Annotated in this window: 14 protein-coding genes; 11 read left to right on the top strand and 3 right to left on the bottom strand. The window is 64.2% G+C overall.

Annotated features, from left to right (window positions below):
• Window positions 1-368 precede the first annotated feature (368 nt).
• Window positions 369-761: a hypothetical protein gene (locus tag ABID59_RS33255; protein WP_354086165.1), complete on the bottom strand. Its 393-nt coding sequence runs from the start codon at window positions 759-761 to the stop codon at window positions 369-371.
• 239 nt (window positions 762-1000) lie between these two features.
• Between ABID59_RS33255 and ABID59_RS33250 the strand changes: the two genes are divergently transcribed.
• From ABID59_RS33250 to ABID59_RS33225, 6 genes are read left to right on the top strand one after another with little or no spacing between them, the layout of a single operon-like run.
• Entirely contained in the window at window positions 1001-3850 is a 2850-nt protein-coding gene (locus ABID59_RS33250) for a bifunctional transaldolase/phosoglucose isomerase (RefSeq protein WP_354086164.1), read from the top strand.
• Between the two features lie 13 nt (window positions 3851-3863).
• Window positions 3864-4862 (top strand): phosphogluconate dehydrogenase (NAD(+)-dependent, decarboxylating), encoded by a 999-nt coding sequence (gnd, locus tag ABID59_RS33245; protein WP_148754749.1) that lies wholly within the window; start codon window positions 3864-3866, stop codon window positions 4860-4862.
• 41 nt (window positions 4863-4903) lie between these two features.
• The gene (gene zwf / locus ABID59_RS33240; RefSeq protein WP_354086163.1) at window positions 4904-6415 is read left to right on the top strand and encodes a glucose-6-phosphate dehydrogenase; all 1512 of its coding nucleotides are present in this window, start codon (window positions 4904-4906) and stop codon (window positions 6413-6415) included.
• Window positions 6415-7164, top strand: coding sequence for a 6-phosphogluconolactonase (pgl, locus tag ABID59_RS33235; protein ID WP_354086162.1), 750 nt, complete (start codon window positions 6415-6417; stop codon window positions 7162-7164). Before zwf ends, pgl begins: the two co-directional genes overlap by 1 nt.
• Window positions 7151-7687 (top strand): gluconokinase, encoded by a 537-nt coding sequence (locus ABID59_RS33230; RefSeq protein WP_354086161.1) that lies wholly within the window; start codon window positions 7151-7153, stop codon window positions 7685-7687. Before pgl ends, ABID59_RS33230 begins: the two co-directional genes overlap by 14 nt.
• Window positions 7684-8496 (top strand): HAD family hydrolase, encoded by an 813-nt coding sequence (locus ABID59_RS33225; protein ID WP_148754753.1) that lies wholly within the window; start codon window positions 7684-7686, stop codon window positions 8494-8496. Before ABID59_RS33230 ends, ABID59_RS33225 begins: the two co-directional genes overlap by 4 nt.
• A gap of 4 nt (window positions 8497-8500) precedes the next feature.
• On the opposite strand, the gene ABID59_RS33220 is transcribed toward ABID59_RS33225, so the two are convergent.
• Together ABID59_RS33220 and malQ are read right to left on the bottom strand one after the other, a co-directional pair.
• Entirely contained in the window at window positions 8501-10306 is a 1806-nt protein-coding gene (locus ABID59_RS33220; protein ID WP_354086160.1) for a glycoside hydrolase family 15 protein, read from the bottom strand.
• A gap of 30 nt (window positions 10307-10336) precedes the next feature.
• The gene (malQ, locus tag ABID59_RS33215) at window positions 10337-12298 is read right to left on the bottom strand and encodes a 4-alpha-glucanotransferase (protein WP_354086159.1); all 1962 of its coding nucleotides are present in this window, start codon (window positions 12296-12298) and stop codon (window positions 10337-10339) included.
• Between the two features lie 204 nt (window positions 12299-12502).
• On the opposite strand from malQ, the gene ABID59_RS33210 reads away from it, so the two are divergent.
• Genes ABID59_RS33210 through treZ form a run of 5 tightly spaced genes read left to right on the top strand, consistent with a single transcriptional unit; the run spans window position 12503 to window position 23727 of the window.
• Window positions 12503-14449 carry a maltotransferase domain-containing protein gene (locus tag ABID59_RS33210; protein WP_354086158.1) on the top strand — a complete coding sequence of 649 codons (1947 nt, stop codon included), beginning with the start codon at window positions 12503-12505 and terminating at the stop codon, window positions 14447-14449.
• An 11-nt stretch (window positions 14450-14460) separates the two neighbouring features.
• Window positions 14461-17754, top strand: a complete 3294-nt coding sequence (treS, locus tag ABID59_RS33205) for a maltose alpha-D-glucosyltransferase (protein ID WP_354086157.1) — start codon at window positions 14461-14463, stop codon at window positions 17752-17754.
• Window positions 17747-19894, top strand: a complete 2148-nt coding sequence (gene glgB, locus ABID59_RS33200) for a 1,4-alpha-glucan branching protein GlgB (RefSeq protein ID WP_246230258.1) — start codon at window positions 17747-17749, stop codon at window positions 19892-19894. The genes treS and glgB overlap by 8 nt, the downstream gene beginning before the upstream one ends.
• A gap of 3 nt (window positions 19895-19897) precedes the next feature.
• Window positions 19898-21976 (top strand): glycogen debranching protein GlgX, encoded by a 2079-nt coding sequence (gene glgX, locus ABID59_RS33195; RefSeq protein WP_354086156.1) that lies wholly within the window; start codon window positions 19898-19900, stop codon window positions 21974-21976.
• The gene (treZ, locus tag ABID59_RS33190) at window positions 21973-23727 is read left to right on the top strand and encodes a malto-oligosyltrehalose trehalohydrolase (RefSeq protein ID WP_354086155.1); all 1755 of its coding nucleotides are present in this window, start codon (window positions 21973-21975) and stop codon (window positions 23725-23727) included. The genes glgX and treZ overlap by 4 nt, the downstream gene beginning before the upstream one ends.
• Window position 23728: the final 1 nt, after the last annotated feature.

The following is a 23728-nucleotide window of genomic DNA, read 5'->3' as shown; positions in this document are numbered from 1 at the left end:
AGTTCCGCTACAAGCTGAAACGAAAGCAGTTACTGGACCGTTCCTCAGGCCGCTTCTCGAATCAGCGTGAGCACATGACCATCATTGGACACCCGGGTGCCGAGACGACGCAACGCACAAGGTAGGCACTCGCTGAATTACGAACAGGCACTTGCCTGTAATTTGTGCGAATCTCTATCCATCTTCGCTCATTTCCAGAAAATGTCACTCGCTCGCCACATCCGGGCAATACCGGGGACGAGTCCCTCGGGCACTGCAACATGACAATTTGCCAGCGGCAAACTTATGACGCTTGCAGAGCGATGCCTTGCGCGCCGCGTTCATCTTCCTGCTGCGATGCGATGCGTGGGCAAGCGCGCAGCGCTGTATCATAATCGGTCGCCAAACCCTCCGAACGGATAACGTCGTTCTGCGTGGCGGCCCGGATGCAGAAGAGCTGCCGCGCTTGACTTGAAGGCAAGCCGTCTGAAAGCAAGCCTTTTGAAAGCAAGCCTTTTGAAAGCAACGCTTGCGCGCCGCCGCATCATCGCGAGGTGCGCCGCGACCAGGAGCCGCATGACGGATTGACCGATGTCGAGATCATGGGATGCGCCGATGCAGACGGTCGACGCGATCGATGGCCCGTGATCGGCTACGGCGACGCCATCAGGATTTGCGTGCATGCTTCCCCCAGCATGGCCATTCGCGACCGAGCCAATGACGATCAGACGGATCGATAACCGCTGACGACACTTCGCGACGCGACCGATGTCCTCACGCAACAACGCCTCGGCCGAACCATCGCGGCCAAATTTTTATTACGCAAAAGGACAACTGCCGCCTGGATCGCCATGATCGCGACGGAGTTAAGCTGAGAGAATGACGCCAATACCCTTGATTGGTTCCCTCCCGGGAGCATGTGAGATTGGTTCCCTCCCGGGAGCATGTGAGCTAAAGGATAGCGCGTCAGGACCGGCGCGGAAACCCCCTCCGCCCGCAGGCTTGGAGATAAATAAGCATCATGAATCCCGTCAAAGAACTGGAAAAGCACGGACAAGCCGTCTGGCTGGACTTCCTCGCCCGCGGCTTCATCGCCAAGGGCGACCTGAAGCGGCTGATCGACGACGACGGCCTCAAGGGCGTCACCTCCAATCCGTCGATCTTCGAGAAGGCGATCGGTAGCTCGGACGAGTACGACGCCTCGATCGGCAAGGCGCTGAAGCGCGGCGACCGGACCGTGGCCGATCTGTTCGAGGCGGTCGCGATCGAGGACATCCAGAACGCCGCCGACGTGCTGCGGCCGGTCTATGACCGCCTCAAAGGCCATGACGGCTATGTCAGCCTCGAGGTCTCGCCCTATCTGGCGATGGACACCGCCGGTACCGTCACCGAGGCACGGCGGCTCTGGAAGGACGTCAACCGCAAGAACCTGATGGTGAAGGTGCCGGCGACGCCTCAGGGCCTGCCGGCGATCGAAACGCTGATCGGCGACGGCGTCAGCATCAACATCACGCTGTTGTTCTCCAAGGCAGTCTATCTCGAGGTCGCCGAGGCCTATCTCGCCGGCCTCGAGAAATATATCGCCGGCGGCGGCGACCCCTCGCATGTCGCGAGCGTGGCGAGCTTCTTCGTCAGCCGCATCGACTCCATGGTCGACAAGCAGCTCGACGAGAAGATCGCGCGGGCCAACGACCCATCCGAGAAAGAGCGGCTCGCCGCGCTGAAGGGCAAGGTCGCGATCGCCAACGCGAAGGTCGCCTATCAGGATTACAAGCGCCTGTTCTCGGGCCCGCGCTGGGACAAGCTCGCCGCCAAGGGCGCCAAGCCGCAGCGCATGCTGTGGGCCTCGACCGGCACCAAGAACAAGGACTACAGCGACGTGCTCTATGTCGAGGAGCTGATCGGCCCCGACACCATCAACACCATGCCGCCGGCGACGCTGGATGCATTCCGCGACCACGGCAAGCTGCGCGACAGCCTGGAGGAGAACGTCGACGACGCCCGCCGCGTGCTGGAAGAGCTGGAGCGCTCCGGCGTCTCGCTCGATGCCATCACCGAGGAACTCGTCAAGGACGGCGTCAAGCAGTTCGCCGACGCCGCCGACAAGCTCTACGGCGCCGTCGCCCACAAGCGCGCCACCGTGCTCGGCCCCGCGATCGACCGCCAGCAGCTCTCGCTGGGGGACGGCCTCGGCAAGGCCGTGGCCAAGAGCACCGAGGAATGGCGCGCATCGGCAAAGATCCGCAGGCTGTGGCAGCGCGACAAATCGGTCTGGACGGGGACGGACGAGGACAAATGGCTCGGCTGGCTCGACAGCGCAGCGAAAGCCGACGTCGCCGACTACGAGGACTATGCCAACCGCGTGAAGGGCCAGAACTTCTCCGACGCCGTCGTGCTCGGCATGGGCGGATCGAGCCTCGGACCGGAGGTGCTGGCCGAGACCTTTGCGAGGAAAGCGGGCTTCCCGAAGCTGCACGTGCTGGATTCCACCGATCCGGCGCAGGTGCGGGCGATGGAGGCCAAGATCGACATCGCCAAGACCGTGTTCATCGTCTCCAGCAAATCCGGCGGCACCACCGAGCCGAACGCGATGAAGGATTATTTCCATGAGCGCGTCGCGCAGGCGCTCGGCCCGAAGGCCAAGACCGGCTTCCGCTTCATCGCGGTGACCGACCCAGGCTCCTCGCTGGAAAAGGCGGCGAAGAAGCTCAACTACGCCCGCGTCTTCCATGGCGAACCGTCGATCGGCGGCCGCTATTCGGTGCTGTCGCCGTTCGGCCTGGTGCCGGCGGCCACGGCCGGCATCGACGTCAAGACCTTGGTCAAGCATGCGCTCTCGATGGCTCGCTCCTGCGGACCGGACGTGCCGCCAAGCGAGAACCCGGGCGTCCAGCTCGGCCTCGCCATGGGCCTCGCCGGACTCGAAGGCCGCGACAAGGTGACAATCCTGTCGTCGAAGAAGATCGCCGATTTCGGCGCCTGGGCCGAGCAGCTCATCGCGGAATCGACCGGCAAGGAGGGCAAGGGCCTGATCCCGATCGCCGGCGAGCCGCTGGGCGAGTCCTCGCTCTACGGCAACGACCGCTTCTTCATCGACATCCGCACCGAGGGCGAGACAGACGCCGCGCACGACTCGGCACTTGCCGGGATCGAGGCGGCCGGCCATCCCGTGGTGCGCATCGTCATGAAGTCGATCGACCATCTCGGTCAGGAGTTCTTCCGCTTCGAGATGGCGACGGCGGTGGCAGGCTCGATCCTCGGCATCAACCCGTTCGACCAGCCCGACGTCGAAGCCGCCAAGATCAAGACCCGCGAGCTGACGTCAGCCTACGAGAAGACCGGCGCGCTGCCGGCCGAAGAGCCCGTGGTCAGCACCGCGGAATTCGACCTCTACACCAACGACACCAACGCAGTCGCGTTGCGCACGATGGGAGCCAATGGCGACCTCACCTCCTGGCTCAGGGCACATATCACGCGCTCGCGGCGCGGCGATTATTTTGCCCTGCTCGGCTACATCGCCCGCGACAAGGCCACAATCGAGGCGCTGCAGGAGATGCGGACGGCCGTGCTGGAGAAACGGCATCTGGCGACTGCCGCCGAATTCGGACCGCGCTTCCTGCACTCCACGGGTCAGGCCTACAAGGGCGGGCCCGACAGCGGCGTGTTCCTCCAGATCACCGCAGATGACGCCAAGGACCTGGCCGTGCCGGGCCAGAAGGCAAGTTTTGGCGTGATCAAGGCGGCGCAGGCACGCGGCGATTTCGACGTGCTCACCGAGCGCGGCCGTCGCGCGCTTCGGGTGCACCTGAAGGGGCCGCTCAAGAAAGGTCTCGCTGCGCTCAATGCCGCGCTTACTGACGCGCTGAATTAAGAGGAATTTCTCAATGCAACTCGGCATGATCGGCCTCGGCCGGATGGGCGGCAACATCGTTCGCCGGCTGATGCACCACGGCCATTCGACCGTGGTCTATGACAAGGACGCCAAGGCCGTCGCCGGTCTCGCCGCGGATGGCGCTGTCGGCTCGGCGACGCTGGAAGAGTTCATCTCGAAACTGGAGCGGCCGCGCGCGGCCTGGGTGATGCTGCCTGCGGGCCGCATCACCGAGCAAACGATCGACACGATCGCGGGCGTGATGCAGGAGGGCGACGTCATCATCGACGGCGGCAACACCTTCTGGCAGGACGACGTCCGGCGCGGCAAGGCGCTGAAGGCGCGCGGCATCCACTATGTAGACGTCGGCACGTCCGGCGGCGTCTGGGGGCTCGACCGCGGCTATTGCATGATGATCGGCGGCGAGAAACAGGTCGTCGACCGGCTCGATCCGATCTTCGCAGCCCTAGCGCCCGGCGCCGGCGATATTCCACGCACGGAGGGACGTGACGGGCGCGATCCGCGCATCGAGCAGGGCTACATCCATGCCGGTCCCGTCGGCGCGGGCCATTTCGTCAAGATGATCCACAACGGCATCGAATACGGCCTGATGCAGGCCTATGCGGAAGGATTCGACATTCTCAAAAACGCCAATATCGACGCCCTGCCTGCCGATCATCGTTACGATTTCGATCTCGCGGACATCGCCGAAGTCTGGCGGCGCGGCAGCGTGATCCCGTCATGGCTGCTCGATCTCACCTCGACCGCGCTCGCCGACAGCCCCGCACTGGCTGAATATTCCGGCTTCGTGGAGGATTCCGGTGAGGGACGCTGGACCGTGAATGCGGCGATCGACGAGGCCGTGCCGGCCGAAGTCCTGACGGCAGCGCTCTACACACGTTTCCGTTCCCGCAAGGACCACACCTTCGCCGAAAAAATTCTCTCGGCGATGCGCGCGGGGTTCGGCGGCCACAAGGAGCCGAAGCAGCCGGACGCTTCGAAGCCCGAATAAGAAGTCGAAGCAACAAGCAACACAGCGAAGGCCAATCGTTCGTGACAAAAGACCCGCAAGCAAAGCCCAAGCCGGAAAATTGCGCCTTCGTCATTTTTGGCGCCACCGGCGATCTCACGCACCGTCTCGTGATCCCCTCGCTTTACAATCTTGCCGCAGAACATTTGCTGCCGGAGAAATTTTGCGTCGTCGGTGTGGGCCGCAACGCCATGTCGGATGACGATCTGCGCGACGGTCTGTTGAAGGGCCTGAAGCAATTCGCAACGCGACCCGTGGACGACGATATCGCCCAGAGACTGCTGGAGTGCGTCACCTTCGTCGAGGCCGATCCGAAGGACCCGCCCTCCTTCGATCGCCTGCGCGAGCATCTGGATTCGCTGGAATGCGCGCAAGACACCGGCGGCAATCGCCTGTTCTATCTGGCGACCCCGCCCGCTGCATTCGCACCGACCGCACGCGAGCTCGGCCGCACCGGCATGATGAAGGAGAACGGCGCCTGGCGGCGGCTGGTGATCGAAAAACCGTTCGGCACCGATCTCACCTCGGCGCGGGCCCTGAATGCCGAGTTGCTGAAGATCATGGGCGAGCACCAGATCTACCGGATCGATCATTATCTCGGCAAAGAGACGGTGCAGAACATTCTGGTGCTGCGCTTTGCCAATGGCATGTTCGAGCCGATCTGGAATCGCAACCACATCGACCACATCCAGATCACGGTCGAGGAGAAGCTCGGCGTCGGCCACCGCGGCGGCTTCTACGACGCCACCGGCGCGCTGCGCGACATGGTGCCGAACCATCTGTTTCAGCTGATGTCGCTGGTCGCGATGGAGCCGCCGGCGCGTTTCGACGCCCATTCCGTGCGCTCCGAGAAGGCGGAGGTGCTCACCGCGATCCAGCAGCCGAGTCACGAGGAGGCGCTCAAGAATTCTGTCCGCGCGCAATATCTCGCGGGCCGGATCGGCGACGACGAAATACCGGACTATCGGAAGACCGAGGACGTCAAGCCCGGCAGCGCCACCGAGACCTTTGTCGCGCTGAAGCTGATGATCGACAATTGGCGCTGGGCCGACGTGCCGTTCTATCTGCGCACCGGCAAGGCGTTGGGACATAAACGAACGGAAGTCGCAATCAAGTTCAAGCAGGCGCCGCTCTCGATGTTCTCCGGCACGGCGGTCGACCGTCTCTCGCAAAATTTCCTCACCATCGGCATTGCGCCGACCGAGACCATCGAGCTTCAGTTCAACGCCAAGATTCCGGGACCGAGCATCACCATCGACGGCGTCGAGATGAAGTTCAAGTACGGCGATTATTTCCAGGCCGATCCCTCGACCGGATACGAGACGCTGATCTACGACTGCATGATCGGCGACAACATCCTGTTCCAGCGCGCCGACGGCATCGAAGCCGGATGGCAGGCGGTGCAGCCATTCCTCGATGCCTGGAAGAATGCGGGCAGCAACGGCATCGAAACCTACCCCGCCGGCAGCGACGGCCCGGCCTGTGCCGACGAGCTGCTGCGGCGCGACGGCCGCAGCTGGCGGAAATTTTCGTGATGGCGACGGCCGGGCAGCCGAAGCTGATCGTCGTGGCCGACGCGGAAGCCCTGGCGCAGGCCGCCGCGGAGCGGGTGGTGGCGCGGGTGGTTGCCAATCCCGGCCGGATCGCAATCTGCCTCACCGGCGGCTCGAGCCCGAAGAAGCTCTATCAGCTGCTCAGCAGCGAGGCTTGGCGTGGCAAGATTCCATGGGATCGCGTGCACTGGTTCATCGGCGACGAGCGTTTTGTCCCCGAGAGCGATCCTCTCAACAACATGGCCGTCGCGCGCGAGATCTTCCTCGATCGCAACGCGCCACCAGGCCATATCCATCCGATTCCGACCACAGCCGAGAGCCCCGACCAGAGTGCGGAAACCTATGCGCGCGAGCTGCAGGCCTTCTACGGCTCGGACCAGCTCGATCCGGCGCGGCCGCTGTTCGACCTCGTCCTGATGGGCGCAGGCCCTGATGGCCACACCGCCTCGCTGTTTCCCGGCTATCCCGCCGTCGAGGAGACCGCGCGCTGGGTCGTCGGCGTGCCCAAGGCCAATGTCGCGCCCTTCGTGTCGCGGGTCTCGCTGACGCTGCCTGCGCTGGCCTCCTGCCGCGAGATGCTGTTCGAGATTGCCGGGCATGACAAGCAGCCGATCTTGACGCGCCTCCTCAATGGCGAGACTCTGCCGGCTGTACGCGCGCGCTCGAATGGCGAGACCCTCTGGCTGGTCGACCAGGCCGCGCTTCCGGAGGGGATTCGTGGCGGGCGCTAAAGCACCTTGTGCGTTGATCGTGATGGGCGTGTCGGGCTCGGGCAAGAGCACGGTGGCGGAATTGCTCGGCAAGCGGCTGGGCTGGCGATTCGAGGACGGCGACAGCTTTCACCCCCCGAGCAATGTCGAGAAGATGAGAGCCGGCCATCCGCTCACCGACGAGGACCGCTGGCCCTGGCTCAACGCCATCGCCGACGAGATCGCGCGGGTCTGCAACAAGGGCGAGCACGTCATCATCGCCTGTTCGGCGCTCAAGCACACCTATCGCGACGTGCTGCTGCGCGGACGCGACGACGTGCGCTTCGTGTTCCTGAAGGGCACGCAGGAGCTGATCGCCGACCGGCTCGCGCACCGCAAGGGTCATTTCATGCCGCCCGGGCTCCTCACCAGCCAGTTCAACACGCTGGAGCCGCCCGAGGCGAGCGAGCATGTCATCACGGCGTCGATCGATGAATCGGTCGAGGCGATCGTGGACGGCATCGTGCGGCAGTTGAAAATCGACGGCGGGAAACGCAAGCCATGACGAAAATCTCACTGGTGGTCTCCGATGTCGACGGTACGCTGCTGACCAAGGACAAGACGCTGACGGAGCGCGCGAGGTCCGCCGTGCAGCGGCTGCACCAGGCCGGCATCGGCTTCACCATCACCTCCAGCCGGCCTGCGATCGGCATGCGCTTCCTGATCGAGCCGCTGGCGCTGTGGCTGCCGGTCGGCCCGTTCAACGGCTCCTCGATCGTCGATCCCGAGATGAACCCGGTCGAGCAGCATTTGATCCCGAAAAGCGCCGCCGAACGGTCACTGCGGATCCTCCGTGAATTCGGCGCCGACATCTGGCTGTTCACCTACGACAAATGGCTGATCGACAACCCGGCCGGCAAATATGTCGCGCATGAGCAGCACACGATCCGCTCCGATCCGACCATCGTAACGGATTTCTCGCCCTATCTCGCCAGCGCCTGCAAGATTGTCGGCGCCAGCGCCGATGCGGCGGGCCTCGAGGCTTGCGAGAAGGCGATGCAGCAGGCGCTCGGCGGCGAGGCCACTGCCGTCCGCTCGCAGACCTATTATCTCGACGTCACCCCGCCCGGCTTCGACAAGGGCACGTTCGTGCAGGCCATGGCCAAGCGGCTGGGCATCTCCACCGACGCGGTAGCAACCGTCGGCGACATGCAGAACGACCTTGCGATGTTCCGCGTCAGCGGCGTCTCGATCGCCATGGGCAACGCCACCGACAGCGTCAAGGACCAGGCGACAAACGTCACCGCAACCAACGAGCAGGATGGCTTTGCGGAAGCGATGGAGATGATCTTGAAGCGGAACGGGGCCGGCTAAGTCACTACTTCGATCGCTGCATCGCCGGCTTCTCGCTCGCGTGCCTTGCTGCCGAAAGATTGTGCGCGGTGTTGATGAGCGCGATGTGGGTCAGCGCCTGCGGGAAATTTCCGGTCTGGCGGCGGGCGACGGAATCGTATTCTTCGGCGAGCAGCCCGACATCGTTCGCCAGCGCAGCGACGCGATCAAACAGCATTTGTGCCTTGTCGAGATTGCCCGCCAGCACATGGGCGTCGGCCAGCCACAGCGTGCAGGCCAGGAACGCGCCCTCGATCGGCTGTTTCTCCTCGGAGATCTCGCGGGGATCGTGCCGGAGCACGAAACCGTCGCGCATCATGTGCTTCTCGACGGCGGCGATGGTGCCGCGGATGCGCGGATCGTCCGACGGCAGGAAGCCTACGCCCGGCAGCAGCAGCACGCTGGCATCGAGCAGTTTCGAACCATAGGATTCGACGAAGGCGTTCTCCTCCGCATCAAATCCCCTGTGGCAGACGTCGCGGTGAATGGCCTCGCGCAAGGCGCGCCAATGCAAGAGCGGCGCCTTGAAGCCGAAGGTCTCGGCGCTCTTGATGCCGCGATCGAAGGCGACCCAGGTCATCACCTTGGAGAAAACGTAATGCTTCGGCTTGCCGCGCCGCTCCCAGATGCCGTGGTCGGGCTGGTCCCAGACCTCGGCGAGATGCTGCAGCACGGCGCGTTCCAGCGCCCAGGTCGCTTCATCGTCGAGCTTGAGCTTGGCCATGCGCGACTGGTGGAAGGCGTCGATCAGCTCGCCATAGACGTCGAGCTGGAGCTGGGCGTGGGCGGCATTGCCGACCCGCACCGGCTGGGCGCCTTCATAGCCATCGAGCCAGCCCGCCTCCCATTCCAGCAGCCGCCGCTGGCCCCAGATGCCGTACATGATCTGCATGTTCGCCGGCGAGCCAGCGGCGGCGCGCAGGAGCCAATTGTGCCAGGCCGAGGCTTCCTCGGTGTAGCCCGAGTTCATCAGCGCCAGCAGCGTGAAGGTGGCATCGCGCAGCCAGCAGAAGCGGTAGTCCCAATTTCTGGCGCCGCCGAGCTTTTCCGGCAGCGACGTGGTCGGCGCCGCGACGATGCCGCCGGTCGGGCCGAAGGTCAGCGCCTTCAGCGTGATTAGCGAGCGCATGACGAGCTCGCGGTAGTCGCCCTCGCGAACGCAGCGGCCACTCCACTCCGTCCAGAATTTCCCGGTCTCCTGGAACGCGATTTCGGGATCGATTGGCTCGGGCGGATCGAGGTGCGAGGGACCATAGGTCAGCACGAACGGAACGGTCTCGCCGGCCTTGACCTCGAAGTCGGAGACGGTGGTCAGGTCCTCGCCGCGCGTCTCGACCGGCGTGCGCAGCACCGTCATGTCCTGGCCGGCGACTGCCAGCAGCGAGCGATCCTCGCAGCGGCGCACCCAGGGAATGTCCACACCGAAGCCGAAGCGGATCACGAGCTCCATCCGCATCTTGACGGTACCGGTGAGGCCGCGCACCAGCCGCACGATGTCGGAGGCCTTGCCCCGCGGCGGCATGAAGTCGATCAGCGCAACGGTGCCGCTCTTGGTCTCAAATCGCGTTTCGAGGATGAGGGTATCGCCGAGATAGCGGCGCGAGACCGCGGTGACGTCCTTGCCCGGCGCGACCAGCCAGCGGCCGGCCTTGCGCGTGCCGAGGAGCGCGGCAAAGCAGGCGTCGGAATCGAAGGCCGGCCAGCACAGCCAGTCGATCGAGCCGTTGCGCCCGACCAGCGCCGCGGTCTCGCAGTCGCCGATCAGCGCATAATCCTCGATCTTCTCTGACAATGTCTTGCGAGCCTGAAAGATACCCGCCTATCAACTCCCGCCGATCAGGGAACGTTCCCGCGTCGCGGCCCTTAAAGCCGCGAGATCGACCTTGGCGGCGATCTTGTCGAGCGCAACCGGCAGACGCTGGCGCCAGTTCGGATGCTCGTCGATCGTGCCGGGAATGTTGGGCTGGTCGATCACGCCGAGCAAATCTTCCATCGACACCGCGAGCAGCCGCGACGGCGTGCGCGACAGGAAATTGAGCACGGAATAGAGATCGTTGCCGGTAATGCCGTTCTGGCGCAGGATCTGGTCGAGTCCGCCGAGCGCGTTCCACCGCGCCTGGTCGTCCTCGCCGGGATCGAGCCCGAGCGAGCGCTTCATCCTGAGATCGCTAAAGGAGCGCCAGCCCGCATAGGTGCAGAGATCATGCGTGTTCAGCGTCACCAGCGCGTTCGGCCGGTAGTGGTCGATATTGCGGAAATGGCCGGCATCGTCGCGCTCGAACATCATCACGAGATAGGACCAGATGCCGAAATCCTGCATGGTCTCGCGAAAACCTTCCGGCACGGTGCCGAGGTCCTCGCCGATCACGATGCATTTATGGGTGACGCTCTCGCGCACGACCGCGGCCAGCAGCGCCTCGAGCGGCATCTGCACATAGGCGCCGTTGTCGGGCTTGAAGCCGCGCGGCACCAGATACAAACGCTTCAGGCCCAGCACGTGATCGAGCCGGATCGCGCCGGCATGCCGCATCGAGGCGGCCACCATGTTGGCGAACGGCACGAAGGATTGCGCCTCGAGGCCGCCGGCGTTGAAGCCGGCGAGGCCCCAGTCCTGCCCGACGGTATTGAGCACGTCGGGCGGCGCGCCGACCGCAAGGTGGCGGGAGATCGCCGTCTGCTCGTTCCAGGCGTCGAAGCCGTTGGACTGTACGCCGACGGCAACGTCGAGATAGAGCCCGACGCGCATGCCGAGCTCGGCAGACAGCTGCTTGGCGGCGTGCAATTGCGCGTCAGCGGTCCACTGCACGAATTCGACGAACTCGACCTCGCGGCGGTCGGGACCCCTGCGGAGCTCGGCGCATCTGGCATCGTCCGGTTGCCGCCATTCCACCGGCCATTCCCACCATGGCACATTGAAACGATGTCGCAGCACCTCGAAGCAGGCGAAGCGCGACAGCAGCGGCCCCCGATCGGCACGGAAAGCGTCAAACTGGTTGCGGCGGACGCCGCTCGCGCTTTTCACGAAACTGTCAAAGGCGGCGCGCAGGCCCAGCCATTTAAGAGCCGCCATATCGGCATACGGGACACGATCACCTCGGCGCAGCCGCGCGGCGGTCGTGGCCGCGTCCGGGATGAAGTCTGCCGAGAATTCCGGGATGGCCTCGACGTCGATATAGAGCGGATTGAGAAACAGCCGGCTGTTCGGCGAATAGGGGCTGCAATCGGCCGGATGATCGTCGAACAGGACGTGCAGCGGATTGAGCCCGACGCCGTCGGCACCCAGTTGCTTGGCGAGCCTGACCAGGCCGGCCAGATCGGTGAGATCGCCGATGCCCCAATTGCGATTCGAGCGGACGCCGTAGAGCTGCACGGCGAGCAGCCAACCGCGGTCGAAATCGCCGCCGAAGGCGCGCTCGGGTGCCACGATCATCGGCACCTCTTCCGTCGCACCTGCCGCGTCGGTCAGCGTCAACCGATGATAACCAAGCGGCAGGCCGTTCGGCCAGGCGATCACGGGCTCGCGCGTCTCGCCTTGCGCGATCACATTGCCGCTGCCCGTGATTTGCCATTGCAAGGGCGCAGCGCCGAGGGCGGCCAGCTCGGTGCGGGGACTGCCGAGAGCGCGAACCACGACCGGCCCGCTGACGAAGCGGTAAACCCGCTTCTCGGGCAGGGCGTCGAGGATCGATTTCAGCGCGCCGGGCGCGGTGACCCGCAGCTTTCCGAGGGCATCGACGAATTCGGATTGAACGCCCTTGATCCGGGCTTGAGCTAAAAGGTCCATTCGGCACGCAGCTTGCAGGCCATTCTCAGGCCGGGGGCATCGATTTTAACGTGGTCGCGGAAGAAGTTAGCTGCACTTAACTCGCAAACTGCGCCTGCCGTTCCCAAGGGAACCAATGACACACAAGCGGCTTTCTATATAGGTACCAAGCGTAGGTTCCCGACAAGGGAAACGGGCCCCTGCACTCTTGTCAATGGCATCACCGTGAACAAGACAATTCAAACTGTCGAGAGTGCCGCTGCCGGCAGCGCTTTCCTGATCGAAGACGTCTATCCCTTGATCGACGGCGGCCGCTTCGCCGTGAAGCGGATCGCGGGCGATCGCGTCGAGGTGTGGGCCGATATCTATCGCGACGGCGACGCCACAATCAGCGCCGCGCTGATCTGGCGCGGCGAGCAGGACCGCGAATGGCAGCGCGAGATCATGACCCACCATGGCGATGACCGCTGGTCCGGTGCGTTCACACCAGTCGTATCAGGTCAATATGTCTACGCCATCGAAGCCTGGACCGACGAATTCGCCACCTGGCGTCACGGGCTCGAGCGCAAGCAGCTGTCCGGCGGCGACGTCACGCTCGATGCGATCGAGGGCGCGGGCCTGCTGACCAAGGCGCATGGTGCGCGGCAGGACGCCGCGGCCGTGATTGTCAGGCAATGCGAAAACTATCTCGGCAGCGGCGATGTCGCGCCGCTGCTTGCGGCCGAATTGGGCGCGGCCATGGCCGAGAGCCAGGCGCGACCCGACCTCACCCGCTCGCCGCTGTTTCCGTTGGTTATCGACCGCGACAGAGCGCGCTTCGGCGCCTGGTATCAGATGATGCCGCGCAGCCAGAGCCAGGTCGCCGGCCAGCACGGCACGCTCCGCGACTGCATCGCGCGGGTACCCGATATCGCCGCGATGGGTTTTGACGTGCTGTATTTCACGCCGATCCACCCGATCGGCCGTACCCGCCGCAAGGGCCGCAACAATGCACCTGTCGCAACCGAGGGCGAGCCCGGCTCGCCCTATGCGATCGGCGCGGTCGAGGGCGGCCATGATGCGCTGCATCCCGAGCTCGGCACCATCGAGGATTTCCGCGCGCTGGTCGCGACCTGCCTGGAATACGGCCTCGAGCTCGCGCTCGACTTCGCCGTGCAATGCTCGCCGGACCATCCCTGGCTGATCCAGCATCCGGAGTGGTTCAAATGGCGGCCGGACCGTTCCGTACGCACGGCGGATGGTCCCTATTCGGATATCGTCATCCCCGATTTCGCCTCCGTCGACCGGGTCGGGCTCTGGAACGCGTTTCGCGACGCGATGCTGTTCTGGATCGACCACGGCGTGACCATCTTCGCCATCGACAATCACGACACCGCGCCGCTTCCGTTCTGGGAGTGGCTCATCCTGGACATCCGCCGCCGGCATCCCGAGGTGGTCCTTTTCTCCAAGACCTTTGCACGGCCGAAGCTGATGAAGGGCCTCGCCAAGCTCGGCTTCGCGCAATCCTTCAGCTATTTCCCTTGGCGCACCGGGAAGTGGGAGCTGGAGCAATATCTCGGCGAGCTGACGCGTTATCCGGAGCGCGACTTTTATCGGCCGAACCTGTTCGTCAACACGCCGGACCTGCTGCCCTATCACCTCCAAAGCGGTGAGGCCTGGGCGTTCAAATCGCGGCTCGCGCTGGCCGCAACGCTGTCGGGCAATTACGGCGTCTATAGCGGGTTCGAGCTGCTCGAGCATGAAGCCGTTCCCGGCCGCGAGGAATATCAGGATTCCGAGAAGTATCAGATCAGGCAGCGCGACTGGGACAAGGCCGGCAACATCAAGCCCTACATCACGGAGTTGAACCGCATCCGCAACGAGAACGCTGCGCTTCAGCAGACGGTGGACCTGCGCTTTCTCAGCATCGAGGACGGCGAGACCATCGCCTTCGCCAAGGAGGCGGTTGATCCGGCCAACACCGTTGTCGCGGCAATCGCACTCTCACGTCATGCGCGTGAGTTCTGGTTGCCGCTAGGCGACCTCACCATCGATGTCGGCGGCGAACGCCGCCACGTCACCGCCCTCGAAAATCTCCTCACCGGCGAACAGTCCCGCATCGAATGGGGCGGGATCAAATTGCGTATCGATCCCGACCGCGATCCGGCGCTCTTGTTCCGCTGTCTGGCGTAAGGATTCACGCCATGAATGTTTTGTCTTCCGTCGATGCCAAGAAGGTCGAGGCTGCCGAGATCGTGGATGAGCTCTGGTACAAGGACGCCGTCATCTACCAGCTCCACGTCAAGGCCTTTGCCGACAGCAACAACGACGGCATCGGCGATTTCGCGGGCCTGACCGAGAAGCTGCCCTATCTGCAGGATCTCGGCGTCACCGCGCTGTGGCTGCTGCCGTTCTACCCCTCGCCCGGCCGCGACGACGGCTACGACATCGCCGACTACGGCGCCGTCAATCCCGATTTCGGGACGATGAAGGATTTCAAGCGCTTCATCCAGGAGGCGCAGAAGCGCGGCTTGCGCGTCATCACCGAGCTCGTCGTCAATCACACGTCCGACCAGCACAAATGGTTCAAGCGCGCGCGCCGCAGTCCTGCCGGCTCGAGCGCCCGCAACTGGTATGTCTGGAGCGACACCGACCAGAAATACCAGGGCACGCGGATCATCTTCACCGACACCGAGAAGTCGAACTGGACCTGGGATCCCGAGGCCGGTGCGTTCTACTGGCACCGCTTCTTCTCGCACCAGCCGGATCTCAATTTCGACAATCCGCGCGTGGTCAGCGCTCTCATCCAGGTGATGAAGCGCTGGCTCGATGCCGGTGTCGACGGCTTCCGGCTCGATGCGATTCCCTATCTCTGCGAGCGCGAAGGCACCTCGAACGAGAACCTCCCCGAGACGCATGCGATCATCAAACGTCTGCGCCAGGAGATGGATGCCTACTCCAAGGGAAAGCTGCTGCTGGCCGAAGCCAATCAATGGCCGGAGGACGTGCAGGAATATTTCGGCCGTGGCGACGAATGCCACATGGCCTACCACTTCCCGCTGATGCCGCGCATCTACATGGCGATCGCGCAGGAGGACCGCTTCCCGATCACCGACATTCTGCGGCAGACGCCGGACATTCCCGCGAGCTGCCAATGGGCGCTATTCCTGCGCAACCATGACGAGCTGACGCTGGAGATGGTCACCGACGTCGAGCGTGACTATCTCTGGACCACTTACGCCAATGATCCGCGCGCCCGCATCAACGTCGGCATCCGCCGGCGCCTCGCGCCGCTGATGGACAATGACCGGCGCAAGATCGAGCTGATGAACTCGCTGCTGCTGTCCTTCCCCGGCACGCCAATCATCTATTACGGCGACGAGATCGGGATGGGCGACAATATCTATCTCGGCGACCGCAACGGCGTGCGCACGCCGATGCAGTGGAGCCCGGACCGCAACGGCGGCTTCTCCCGTGCCGATCCGGCCCGCCTCTACGCACCGCTGATCATGGATCCCGTCTACGGCTACGAGTCGGTCAACGTGGAAGCGCAGTCGCGCAGCCTGTCCTCGCAGCTCAGCGCCACCAAGCGGCTGATCTCGGTACGCAAGTCGACGCTGGCCTTTGGCCGCGGCACCATGACCTTCATCCGCCCGGCCAACCGCGCCGTGCTCGCCTATGTCCGGCAATATCGCGACGAGGTGATCCTCTGCGTCGCGAATCTGTCGCGCGCGGCGCAGGCGACCGAGCTCGATCTGTCGCCGTGGAAGGACCGCATCCCGCAGGAGATGCTCGGCCGCACGCGTTTTCCGCCGATCGGCGAGCTGCCTTACATGATCACGCTGGGGCCTTACGGCTTCTACTGGTTCCAGCTTCAGGAGCGCGACAAGTCCGAGCTGGTGGCGCCGAGCGCCGTGCCGGAATTCGAGACGCTGGTGGTCCCGGTCAATTCGACCTGGGTATCGCTGGCCCGCGAACGCGGCGTGTTCGAGCACGACGTGCTGCCGGGCTTCCTGTCGCGAACGCGCTGGTATCCCGAGCACAACCCCAAGCACATCAAGCCCACGCTGACCTCGGCGGTGCCGTTCTGCGACATCGGCGACAACCGGCCCTGGATCGCATTCTTCGAGACGGCGAAGGACGGCGTCACCACGCGCTATGTGCTGCCGATGCAGATCGAGTGGATGCGCTTCGACCGTGAACGCTTCAACCCGAAGGCACTTGCCGCCGTACGCCAGGGCGCGCGCGAAGGCACGCTGCTCGACGTCGCCACGGATCAGATCTTCATCGGACTGTTCCTGCGAGGCTTGTCGCAGAACCTGGTGGTGGAGGAGAACAATCTGAGGCTCGAATTCAGGCCGACCAGCCTGTTTTCCGAGTACATCGTGAAGGAGCCCGCGCGCATCCGCGCGATCGAGCAATCGAACAGCACAGCCCTGGTCGACAACCAGTATGTCGCCAAGATCTATCGCCAGCTCGAAAGCGGCGCCAACCCGGAGATCGAGATCGGCCACTATCTCACGGAGATCGTGCGCTTCCCCAATACACCGGCGCTGCTTGGCAGCGTCGAGCTGGTCGAAGGCGATAGCCGCAGCGCGGTCGGCGTTTTGCACGCCTATGTCGAAAACCAGGGCGACGGCTGGGCCGTGACCACGGGTTATCTCGACCGCTACATCGATGAGCAGCGGCTGGGGCCGGTGGACGAGATGCCCCGGGCCACCCAGGAGCAGGCGCCCTATCTGCATTTCATGGCGCAGACCGGCCGGCGACTTGCCGAGCTGCACGTGGCTCTGGCCGCCGCAAAGCCCGCCGCTCTCGCGCCAGAGCCGATCGGCTCCGCGCACGTCAAGCGCTGGATCTCAGACCTCAAGGCTCGCGCTGAGCGCGTCATCGAACGGCTGGCTGACAGCCGCGATGGCCTGCGTGAGGGCGACCGTCCGCTGATCGACCAGCTGGTCGCGGTGCGCGCGACCCTGCCCGACCACCTCAATGCGCTCTTGCCATCGGACATCGGCGGGTTGAACATCCGTCATCATGGCGACTTCCGCCTCGGGCAAATTCTGATCGTGAAGGACGACATCTTCATCATCGATTTCGACGGCGATCCGCGTCTCGCGCTGGCAGACAAGCGGGGCAAGCTGCCTGCCGCGCGCGACGTCGCGGGTCTGGTCCGCTCGATTGATCTTTCGGTTAACGCGGCGCTTAACCGGGCGATCTCCGGGGGCAGCGACGAGCAGGGCCGGCTCACGGCGGCGCTGGACGAATGGCGCGAGCGCGCCACCGCGACCTTCCTGTCCGCCTATCGCGAGGCCATGACCGATCGACGGCTCTGGCCGGAAGAGAACCATTCCGCGGACGGCATGTTAAGGTTTTTCCTGCTTGATCAAGCGTTCGACGAGGTAGAGTACGAGCTGTCCCACCGGCCGGAGGGGCTCAATGCGCCGCTGACCGGCCTGCTTCGCATTCTGTCCAATGCCGAGAGCGAAGCCCATGCCTAAACTGCCAGCCGAAGCCTACGCGATCATCGAGGGCCGCCACTCCGACCCCTTCCACTATCTCGGGCTGCACCCCGAGGGGAGCAAGAGCGTGGTGCGCGCCTTCCTGCCCGAAGCCTCGAATGTCGAGGCCGTCGGCGAGCATGGCGAGGTCGCCCAGCTCGACCGCGTCCACGATTCCGGCCTGTTCATCGGTGCCCTGCCCAACGGCTCGAAGCATTACCAGCTCCGCGCCAAATTCGGCGACAACGTCGTCGAGTTCGAGGATGCCTATCGCTTCCCGCCGATCCTGACCGATTTCGACCTCTACCTGCTCGGCGAAGGTACCCATCAGCGGATCTACGACAAGCTCGGCGCGCATCCGATGCGGCTGGAGGGCATCGACGGCATCGGCTTCGTGGTGCTGGCCCCGAATGCGCGACGCGTGTCCGTGGTCGGCGATTTCAATTTCTGGGATGGGCGGCGTCACCCGATGCGGGTGCGCGGCGCCGGCTATTGGGAATTGTTCATTCCGCACGCCAAGGCCGGCGACCACTACAAATTCGAGATCATCGGGCCACACGGCCATCTGCTGCCGCTGAAATCCGACCCGCTGGCATTTGCCAGCGAGGTTCGGCCGAAGACGGCCTCCATCGTGTTCGACGAAGCGCATTTGCCACGGCCGCGTCCTGCGCCCGACGGCATCAACGCGCTCTCGGCGCCGATGTCGATCTACGAGGTCCATCTCGGCTCGTGGCGGCGCAAGAACGGCGACGAATGGCTGACCTATCGCGAGCTCGCCGAGCAGCTGCCGGCTTATGCGCGCGATATGGGCTTTACTCATCTCGAATTCCTGCCTGTCAGCGAGCATCCGTTCGACGGCTCCTGGGGCTATCAGCCGACCGGCCTCTATGCACCAACCAGCCGCTTCGGTTCGCCCGAGGATTTTGCCGCCCTGGTCGATGCCTGCCATCGCGAGGGCATCGGTGTGCTGCTCGACTGGGTGCCCGGTCATTTCCCGGACGATCCGCACGGGCTCGGCAGCTTTGACGGCACCTCGCTCTACGAGCACGCCAACCCGCTGCAGGGCCGCCACCTCGACTGGGGCACGCTGATCTACAATTACGGTCGCACCGAAGTGACGAACTTCCTGGTGTCGAACGCACTGTTCTGGCTCGAACGCTACGCCATCGACGGCCTGCGCGTCGATGCGGTCGCGTCCATGCTCTACCTCGATTACAGCCGCCCGCCCGGCGCGTGGATCCCGAACCAGTATGGCGGCCGTGAGAACATCGAGGCCATAAACTTTCTGCGCCGCTTCAACACCGAACTGTTCGCGCGCTTCCCGCAGGCGACCACGGCGGCCGAAGAATCCACGGCATGGCCGCAGGTCTCGCGTCCGGTGGAATTCGGCGGGCTCGGCTTCGGCTACAAGTGGAATATGGGCTGGATGCACGACACGCTGAACTACATCAGCAAGGATCCCATCCATCGCAAGCATCATCACGGCGATATCCTGTTCGGCCTGCACTACGCGTTCTCGGAAAACTTCATCCTGCCGCTGTCGCATGACGAGGTCGTGCACGGAAAGCGCTCGCTCCTCGGTCGCATGCCCGGCGACGAATGGCAGCGCTTTGCCAACTTGCGCGCCTATTACAGCTTCATGTTCGGCCATCCCGGCAAGAAGCTGCTGTTCATGGGCGCGGAGATCGCGCAGAGCCGCGAGTGGAATCACGATCAGTCGCTCGACTGGCACCTGCTCGAATACAAATATCATTCCGGCATCCAGGCACTGATCCGCGACCTCAACCGGGCCTATCGCGCGGTGCCGGCGCTGCATCAGATGGATTGCGACCAGGCCGGCTTCGAATGGCTGATCACGGATGACGCCAACCGCAACGTGTTCGCCTGGATGCGCAAGGGATTTGACGAGCACGCGCGGTGCCTGGTGATCGTCAACTTCTCTCCGAACGTCTACCGCAACTACCGCGTTCGCGTGCCGTTTGCCGGCAAGTGGAAAGAGGTGTTCAATTCTGACTCCGCCCATTATGGGGGCACCAATGTCGGGAACATCGGCGAGGTCCAGACCGTTGACGGCAAGACGCCCGAGCTCCGCCTCACCATTCCGCCGCTCGCCGCGATCTTCCTCGTTCCGGAAAGCTGACCGATGCGTCTGACTACTGGATCGCACGCACGCCTCGGCGCAAGCTGGGACGGACGCGGCACCAATTTCGCGCTGTTTTCCGCCAACGCGCAGAAGGTCGAGCTCTGCCTGTTCGACCCCCAGGGCCGGCGCGAGCTGGAGCGCGTCGAATTACCGGAGCGTACCGAAGACGTCTGGCACGGCTATCTCAACGACGTCTCGCCGGGCCAGCTCTACGGCTACCGCGTGCACGGCCCCTACGAGCCCGAGCACGGCCACCGCTTCAATTCCAACAAGCTGCTGCTGGACCCCTACGCCAAGCGGCTTGCCGGACGGCTGGTCTGGAGTGACGCGCATTTCGCTTACCGCACCGGCTCGGCGCGCGAGGATATGTCGTTCGACCGACGCGACAATGCGCGCGGCATGCCCAAGGCCGTCGTGGTCGACGAGACATTCAACTGGGGCCGGCGCGAAATCCGGCCCAATATTCCCTGGGAAGACACCATCATCTACGAGGCTCACGTCAAGGGCCTGACGCAGAAGCGCGATGACGTGCCGCCGAATTTGCGCGGCACCTATGGCGGCCTGTCGTCGCCGGCGATGATCGAGCATCTGAAGAAGCTCGGCGTCACCACGGTCGAGCTACTGCCGATCCACGCCTTCGTCGACGACCGCGTGCTGGTGGAGAAGAAGCTCGTCAATTACTGGGGTTACAACACGCTGTCCTTCTTTGCGCCGGAGCAGCGCTACGCCCAGGACAACGTGCTCGATTCCTTCCGCACCACGGTAGCGCGCCTGCACGATGCCGGCATCGAGGTGATGCTCGACGTCGTCTATAACCACACCGCCGAAGGCAATCATCTCGGACCGACGCTGTGCTACCGCGGCATCGACAATGCCTCCTATTACTGGCTGAACCGCGAGAACCCGCGCTACTATGACGACTTCACCGGTTGCGGCTCGTCGGTGAACCTCACCCATCCGCGCGTGCTGCAGATGGTGATGGATTCGCTGCGCTACTGGGTCGAGGTCTGCCATGTCGACGGCTTCCGCTTCGACCTCGCCACCACGCTGGCACGCGGCCCGAACGGCTATGATCGCGGCATCTCGTTCCTCACCGCGATCCGGCAGGACCCGGTGCTCGCGACCGTCAAGCTCGTTGCCGAGCCCTGGGATCTCGGCCTCGGCGGCTATCAGGTCGGCGCATTCCCCTCGCAATGGTCGGAGTGGAACGACCGCTATCGCAGCGCCATGCGCCGCTACTGGAGCGGCGAAGGCAGCCTGATCGGCGACATCTCCAGCCGCATGACCGCGTCCTCCGACCTGTTCAACCACGACGGACGGCGCCCCCGCGCCAGCATCAACCACATCACCGTGCATGACGGTTTCACGCTCGCCGACCTGTTCAGCTATAACGAGAAGCACAACGAGGCCAACGGCGAGGACAATCGCGACGGCTCCAGCGACAACCACAGCAACAATTGCGGTGTCGAGGGCCCGACCGACGATCCGAACATCCTCAGCCTGCGGCGGCAGCTGCGCAAGAACGTGCTGGCCTGCCTGATGCTGGCGCAGGGCATTCCGCTGATCCTCGCCGGCGACGAGGTTGGCAACACGCAGTCCGGCAACAACAACGCCTATTGCCAGGACAACGAGGTGGGCTGGGTCGGCTGGGACAATCTCGGCAAGGACGGAGACGACATGATCGATTTCGTCGCCGACCTCGCCGAGATCCGCCGCCGGTTCTCGCAACTTCGCAGCCATCGCTGGCTCGACGGCCGACCGAAGGACGGCATCTCCTACGGCGCGCTGTGGCTGACGCCCGCCGGCGACGAGATGACGGAAAACGACTGGAAATTCCCGGAGGGCCGGTTCCTCTCTTATGTGATGGGACCGATGGAACCGGGCAGCGCGGCGATCTTTATCGTATTGAACGCCGCCCCCGAAGAGATCGCATTCAAATTGCCAAAAATGCCCGAATACAAGAGCTGGCAGCAGATCCTGAACACGACGGATGCCAAGCTGAACAGCGTTGATTTCCTGCCCGGAAGCGACAGCAAGGCGCCGCCGCGCTCGGTGCTCGCCTTCGCGGGGGCGCTATGAGGCCATCGTTCGGGGCGAAGCCGACCAAGGACGGCATATCGTTCCGATTGTGGGCGCCTGGCGCGCGTCGCGTCGATCTCCTGCTCGGAAGAGGGCACGCGATGCAGCGCCGCCAGGATGGCTGGTACGTCACCGAGATCGCCGGGCTGCCGGTCGGTAGCACCTACAAGTTTCGGATTGACGACGAGATCGACGTGCCCGATCCGGCGTCGGCCTTTCAGCCCGAGGATGTGTTCGGCCCGAGCGAGGTGATCGATCACGATGCCTTCGCGTGGCGCGCGAAGGATTGGCGCGGCCGCCCCTGGGAAGAGACGGTGCTGATCGAGACCCATGTCGGCACCTTCACGCGCGATGGCACCTACCGCGCCATGATCGACAAGCTCGATCATCTCGTCGCGACCGGCATCACGGCGCTGGAGCTGATGCCACTGGCCGATTTCGCCGGCCGCCGCGGCTGGGGCTATGACGGCGTGCTGTGGTATGCGCCCGACAGCGCCTATGGCCGCCCCGAACAGCTGAAGGCGCTGATCGACGAAGCCCATCTGCGCGGGCTGATGGTGTTCCTGGACGTCGTCTACAATCACTTCGGCCCCGAAGGAAACTATCTTGGCCGCTACGCGCCGACCTTCTTCACCGACGCGCACACGCCCTGGGGCAGCGCGATCGATTATCGCGTGCCGCAGGTGCGGGCCTTCGCCGTCGAAAACGCGCTGTCCTGGCTCAGCGACTACCGTTTCGACGGGTTGAGGCTGGATGCCGCCAACCACATCATGGCGATCCCCGGTGAACAATCAGTGCTGCACGACCTCAGCGCGGCCGCCGGTGAGCTCGCCAAGGCCACCGGACGACACATTCATCTGGTGCTGGAGAACGGCGACAACCGCACCAGCCTGCTCGATGCCGCACAGGAGCCGCCGAACGGCAAATATCGCGCGCAGTGGAACGATGATTATCATCACGTCTGGCATGTGATGCTGACCGGCGAGCTCGCCGGTTATTACGGCGACTACCAGACGCCGCGCCTGGATCTCTCGCGCGCGCTCGGCTCGGGTTTCGTCTACCAGGGCGAGATCTCGGAATTCTGGGGCAAGAAGCCGCGCGGCGAAGCGAGTGGCGAATTGCCGCCGGCAAGCTTCGTCAACTTCCTGCAAAACCACGACCAGATCGGCAATCGCCCGCTCGGCGACCGGCTGGAGAGTTTGGCATCGCCACAGCAGATCGAGGCTGCACTTGCGGTCACGTTGCTCGTACCGATGGTGCCGATGCTGTTTCAGGGTGAGGAATGGGGCTCGACGGCCCCCTTCCCATTCTTCTGTGATTTCCACGGCGGCCTTATCGACGCTGTCCGCAAAGGCCGCCGGCAGGAATACGCCTGGGCCTACGAGAAATATGGCGATGACGTGCCGGATCCGTTCGATCCGGCAACACTGCAATCGGCCGTGCTGGACTGGACCGGGCGCACGCCGGCGCAGGATGCACGGCTCGCGCTGGTGCGAAAGCTGCTCGCAGTTCGTCGCAAGGAGATCGCACCGCGGCTCAAGGACGCGAGCTTCGGCGACGCCGAGGCTTCCGACAACGGCTTGCTTGCCGCCCATTGGCGCATGGGCGACGGCACCACGCTGCGCCTGACTGCAAATCTGTCGGACAAGGATATCGCGCATTCCATCGGCAATGCGGGCGCGCCGATCTGGGGCAGCGCAAGCGGCGATCGGCTTCCGCCCTGGTCGGTGATCTGGCATCTCGGAGGTTGAT

It is taken from the genome of Bradyrhizobium sp. S3.3.6, from assembly GCF_040546905.1.
Lineage (GTDB): Bacteria > Pseudomonadota > Alphaproteobacteria > Rhizobiales > Xanthobacteraceae > Bradyrhizobium > Bradyrhizobium cytisi.
This window is presented reverse-complemented; position numbering and strand designations above follow the sequence as displayed.

Coding starts and splice junctions, on each gene's coding strand:
- ABID59_RS33250 (WP_354086164.1), top strand. CDS start 1,001: ATGAATCCCGTCAAAGAACTGGAAAAGCACGGACAAGCCGTCTGGCTG.
- gnd (WP_148754749.1), top strand. CDS start 3,864: ATGCAACTCGGCATGATCGGCCTCGGCCGGATGGGCGGCAACATCGTT.
- pgl (WP_354086162.1), top strand. CDS start 6,415: ATGGCGACGGCCGGGCAGCCGAAGCTGATCGTCGTGGCCGACGCGGAA.
- ABID59_RS33225 (WP_148754753.1), top strand. CDS start 7,684: ATGACGAAAATCTCACTGGTGGTCTCCGATGTCGACGGTACGCTGCTG.
- malQ (WP_354086159.1), bottom strand. CDS start 12,298: ATGGACCTTTTAGCTCAAGCCCGGATCAAGGGCGTTCAATCCGAATTC.
- treS (WP_354086157.1), top strand. CDS start 14,461: ATGAATGTTTTGTCTTCCGTCGATGCCAAGAAGGTCGAGGCTGCCGAG.
- glgB (WP_246230258.1), top strand. CDS start 17,747: ATGCCTAAACTGCCAGCCGAAGCCTACGCGATCATCGAGGGCCGCCAC.
- glgX (WP_354086156.1), top strand. CDS start 19,898: ATGCGTCTGACTACTGGATCGCACGCACGCCTCGGCGCAAGCTGGGAC.
- treZ (WP_354086155.1), top strand. CDS start 21,973: ATGAGGCCATCGTTCGGGGCGAAGCCGACCAAGGACGGCATATCGTTC.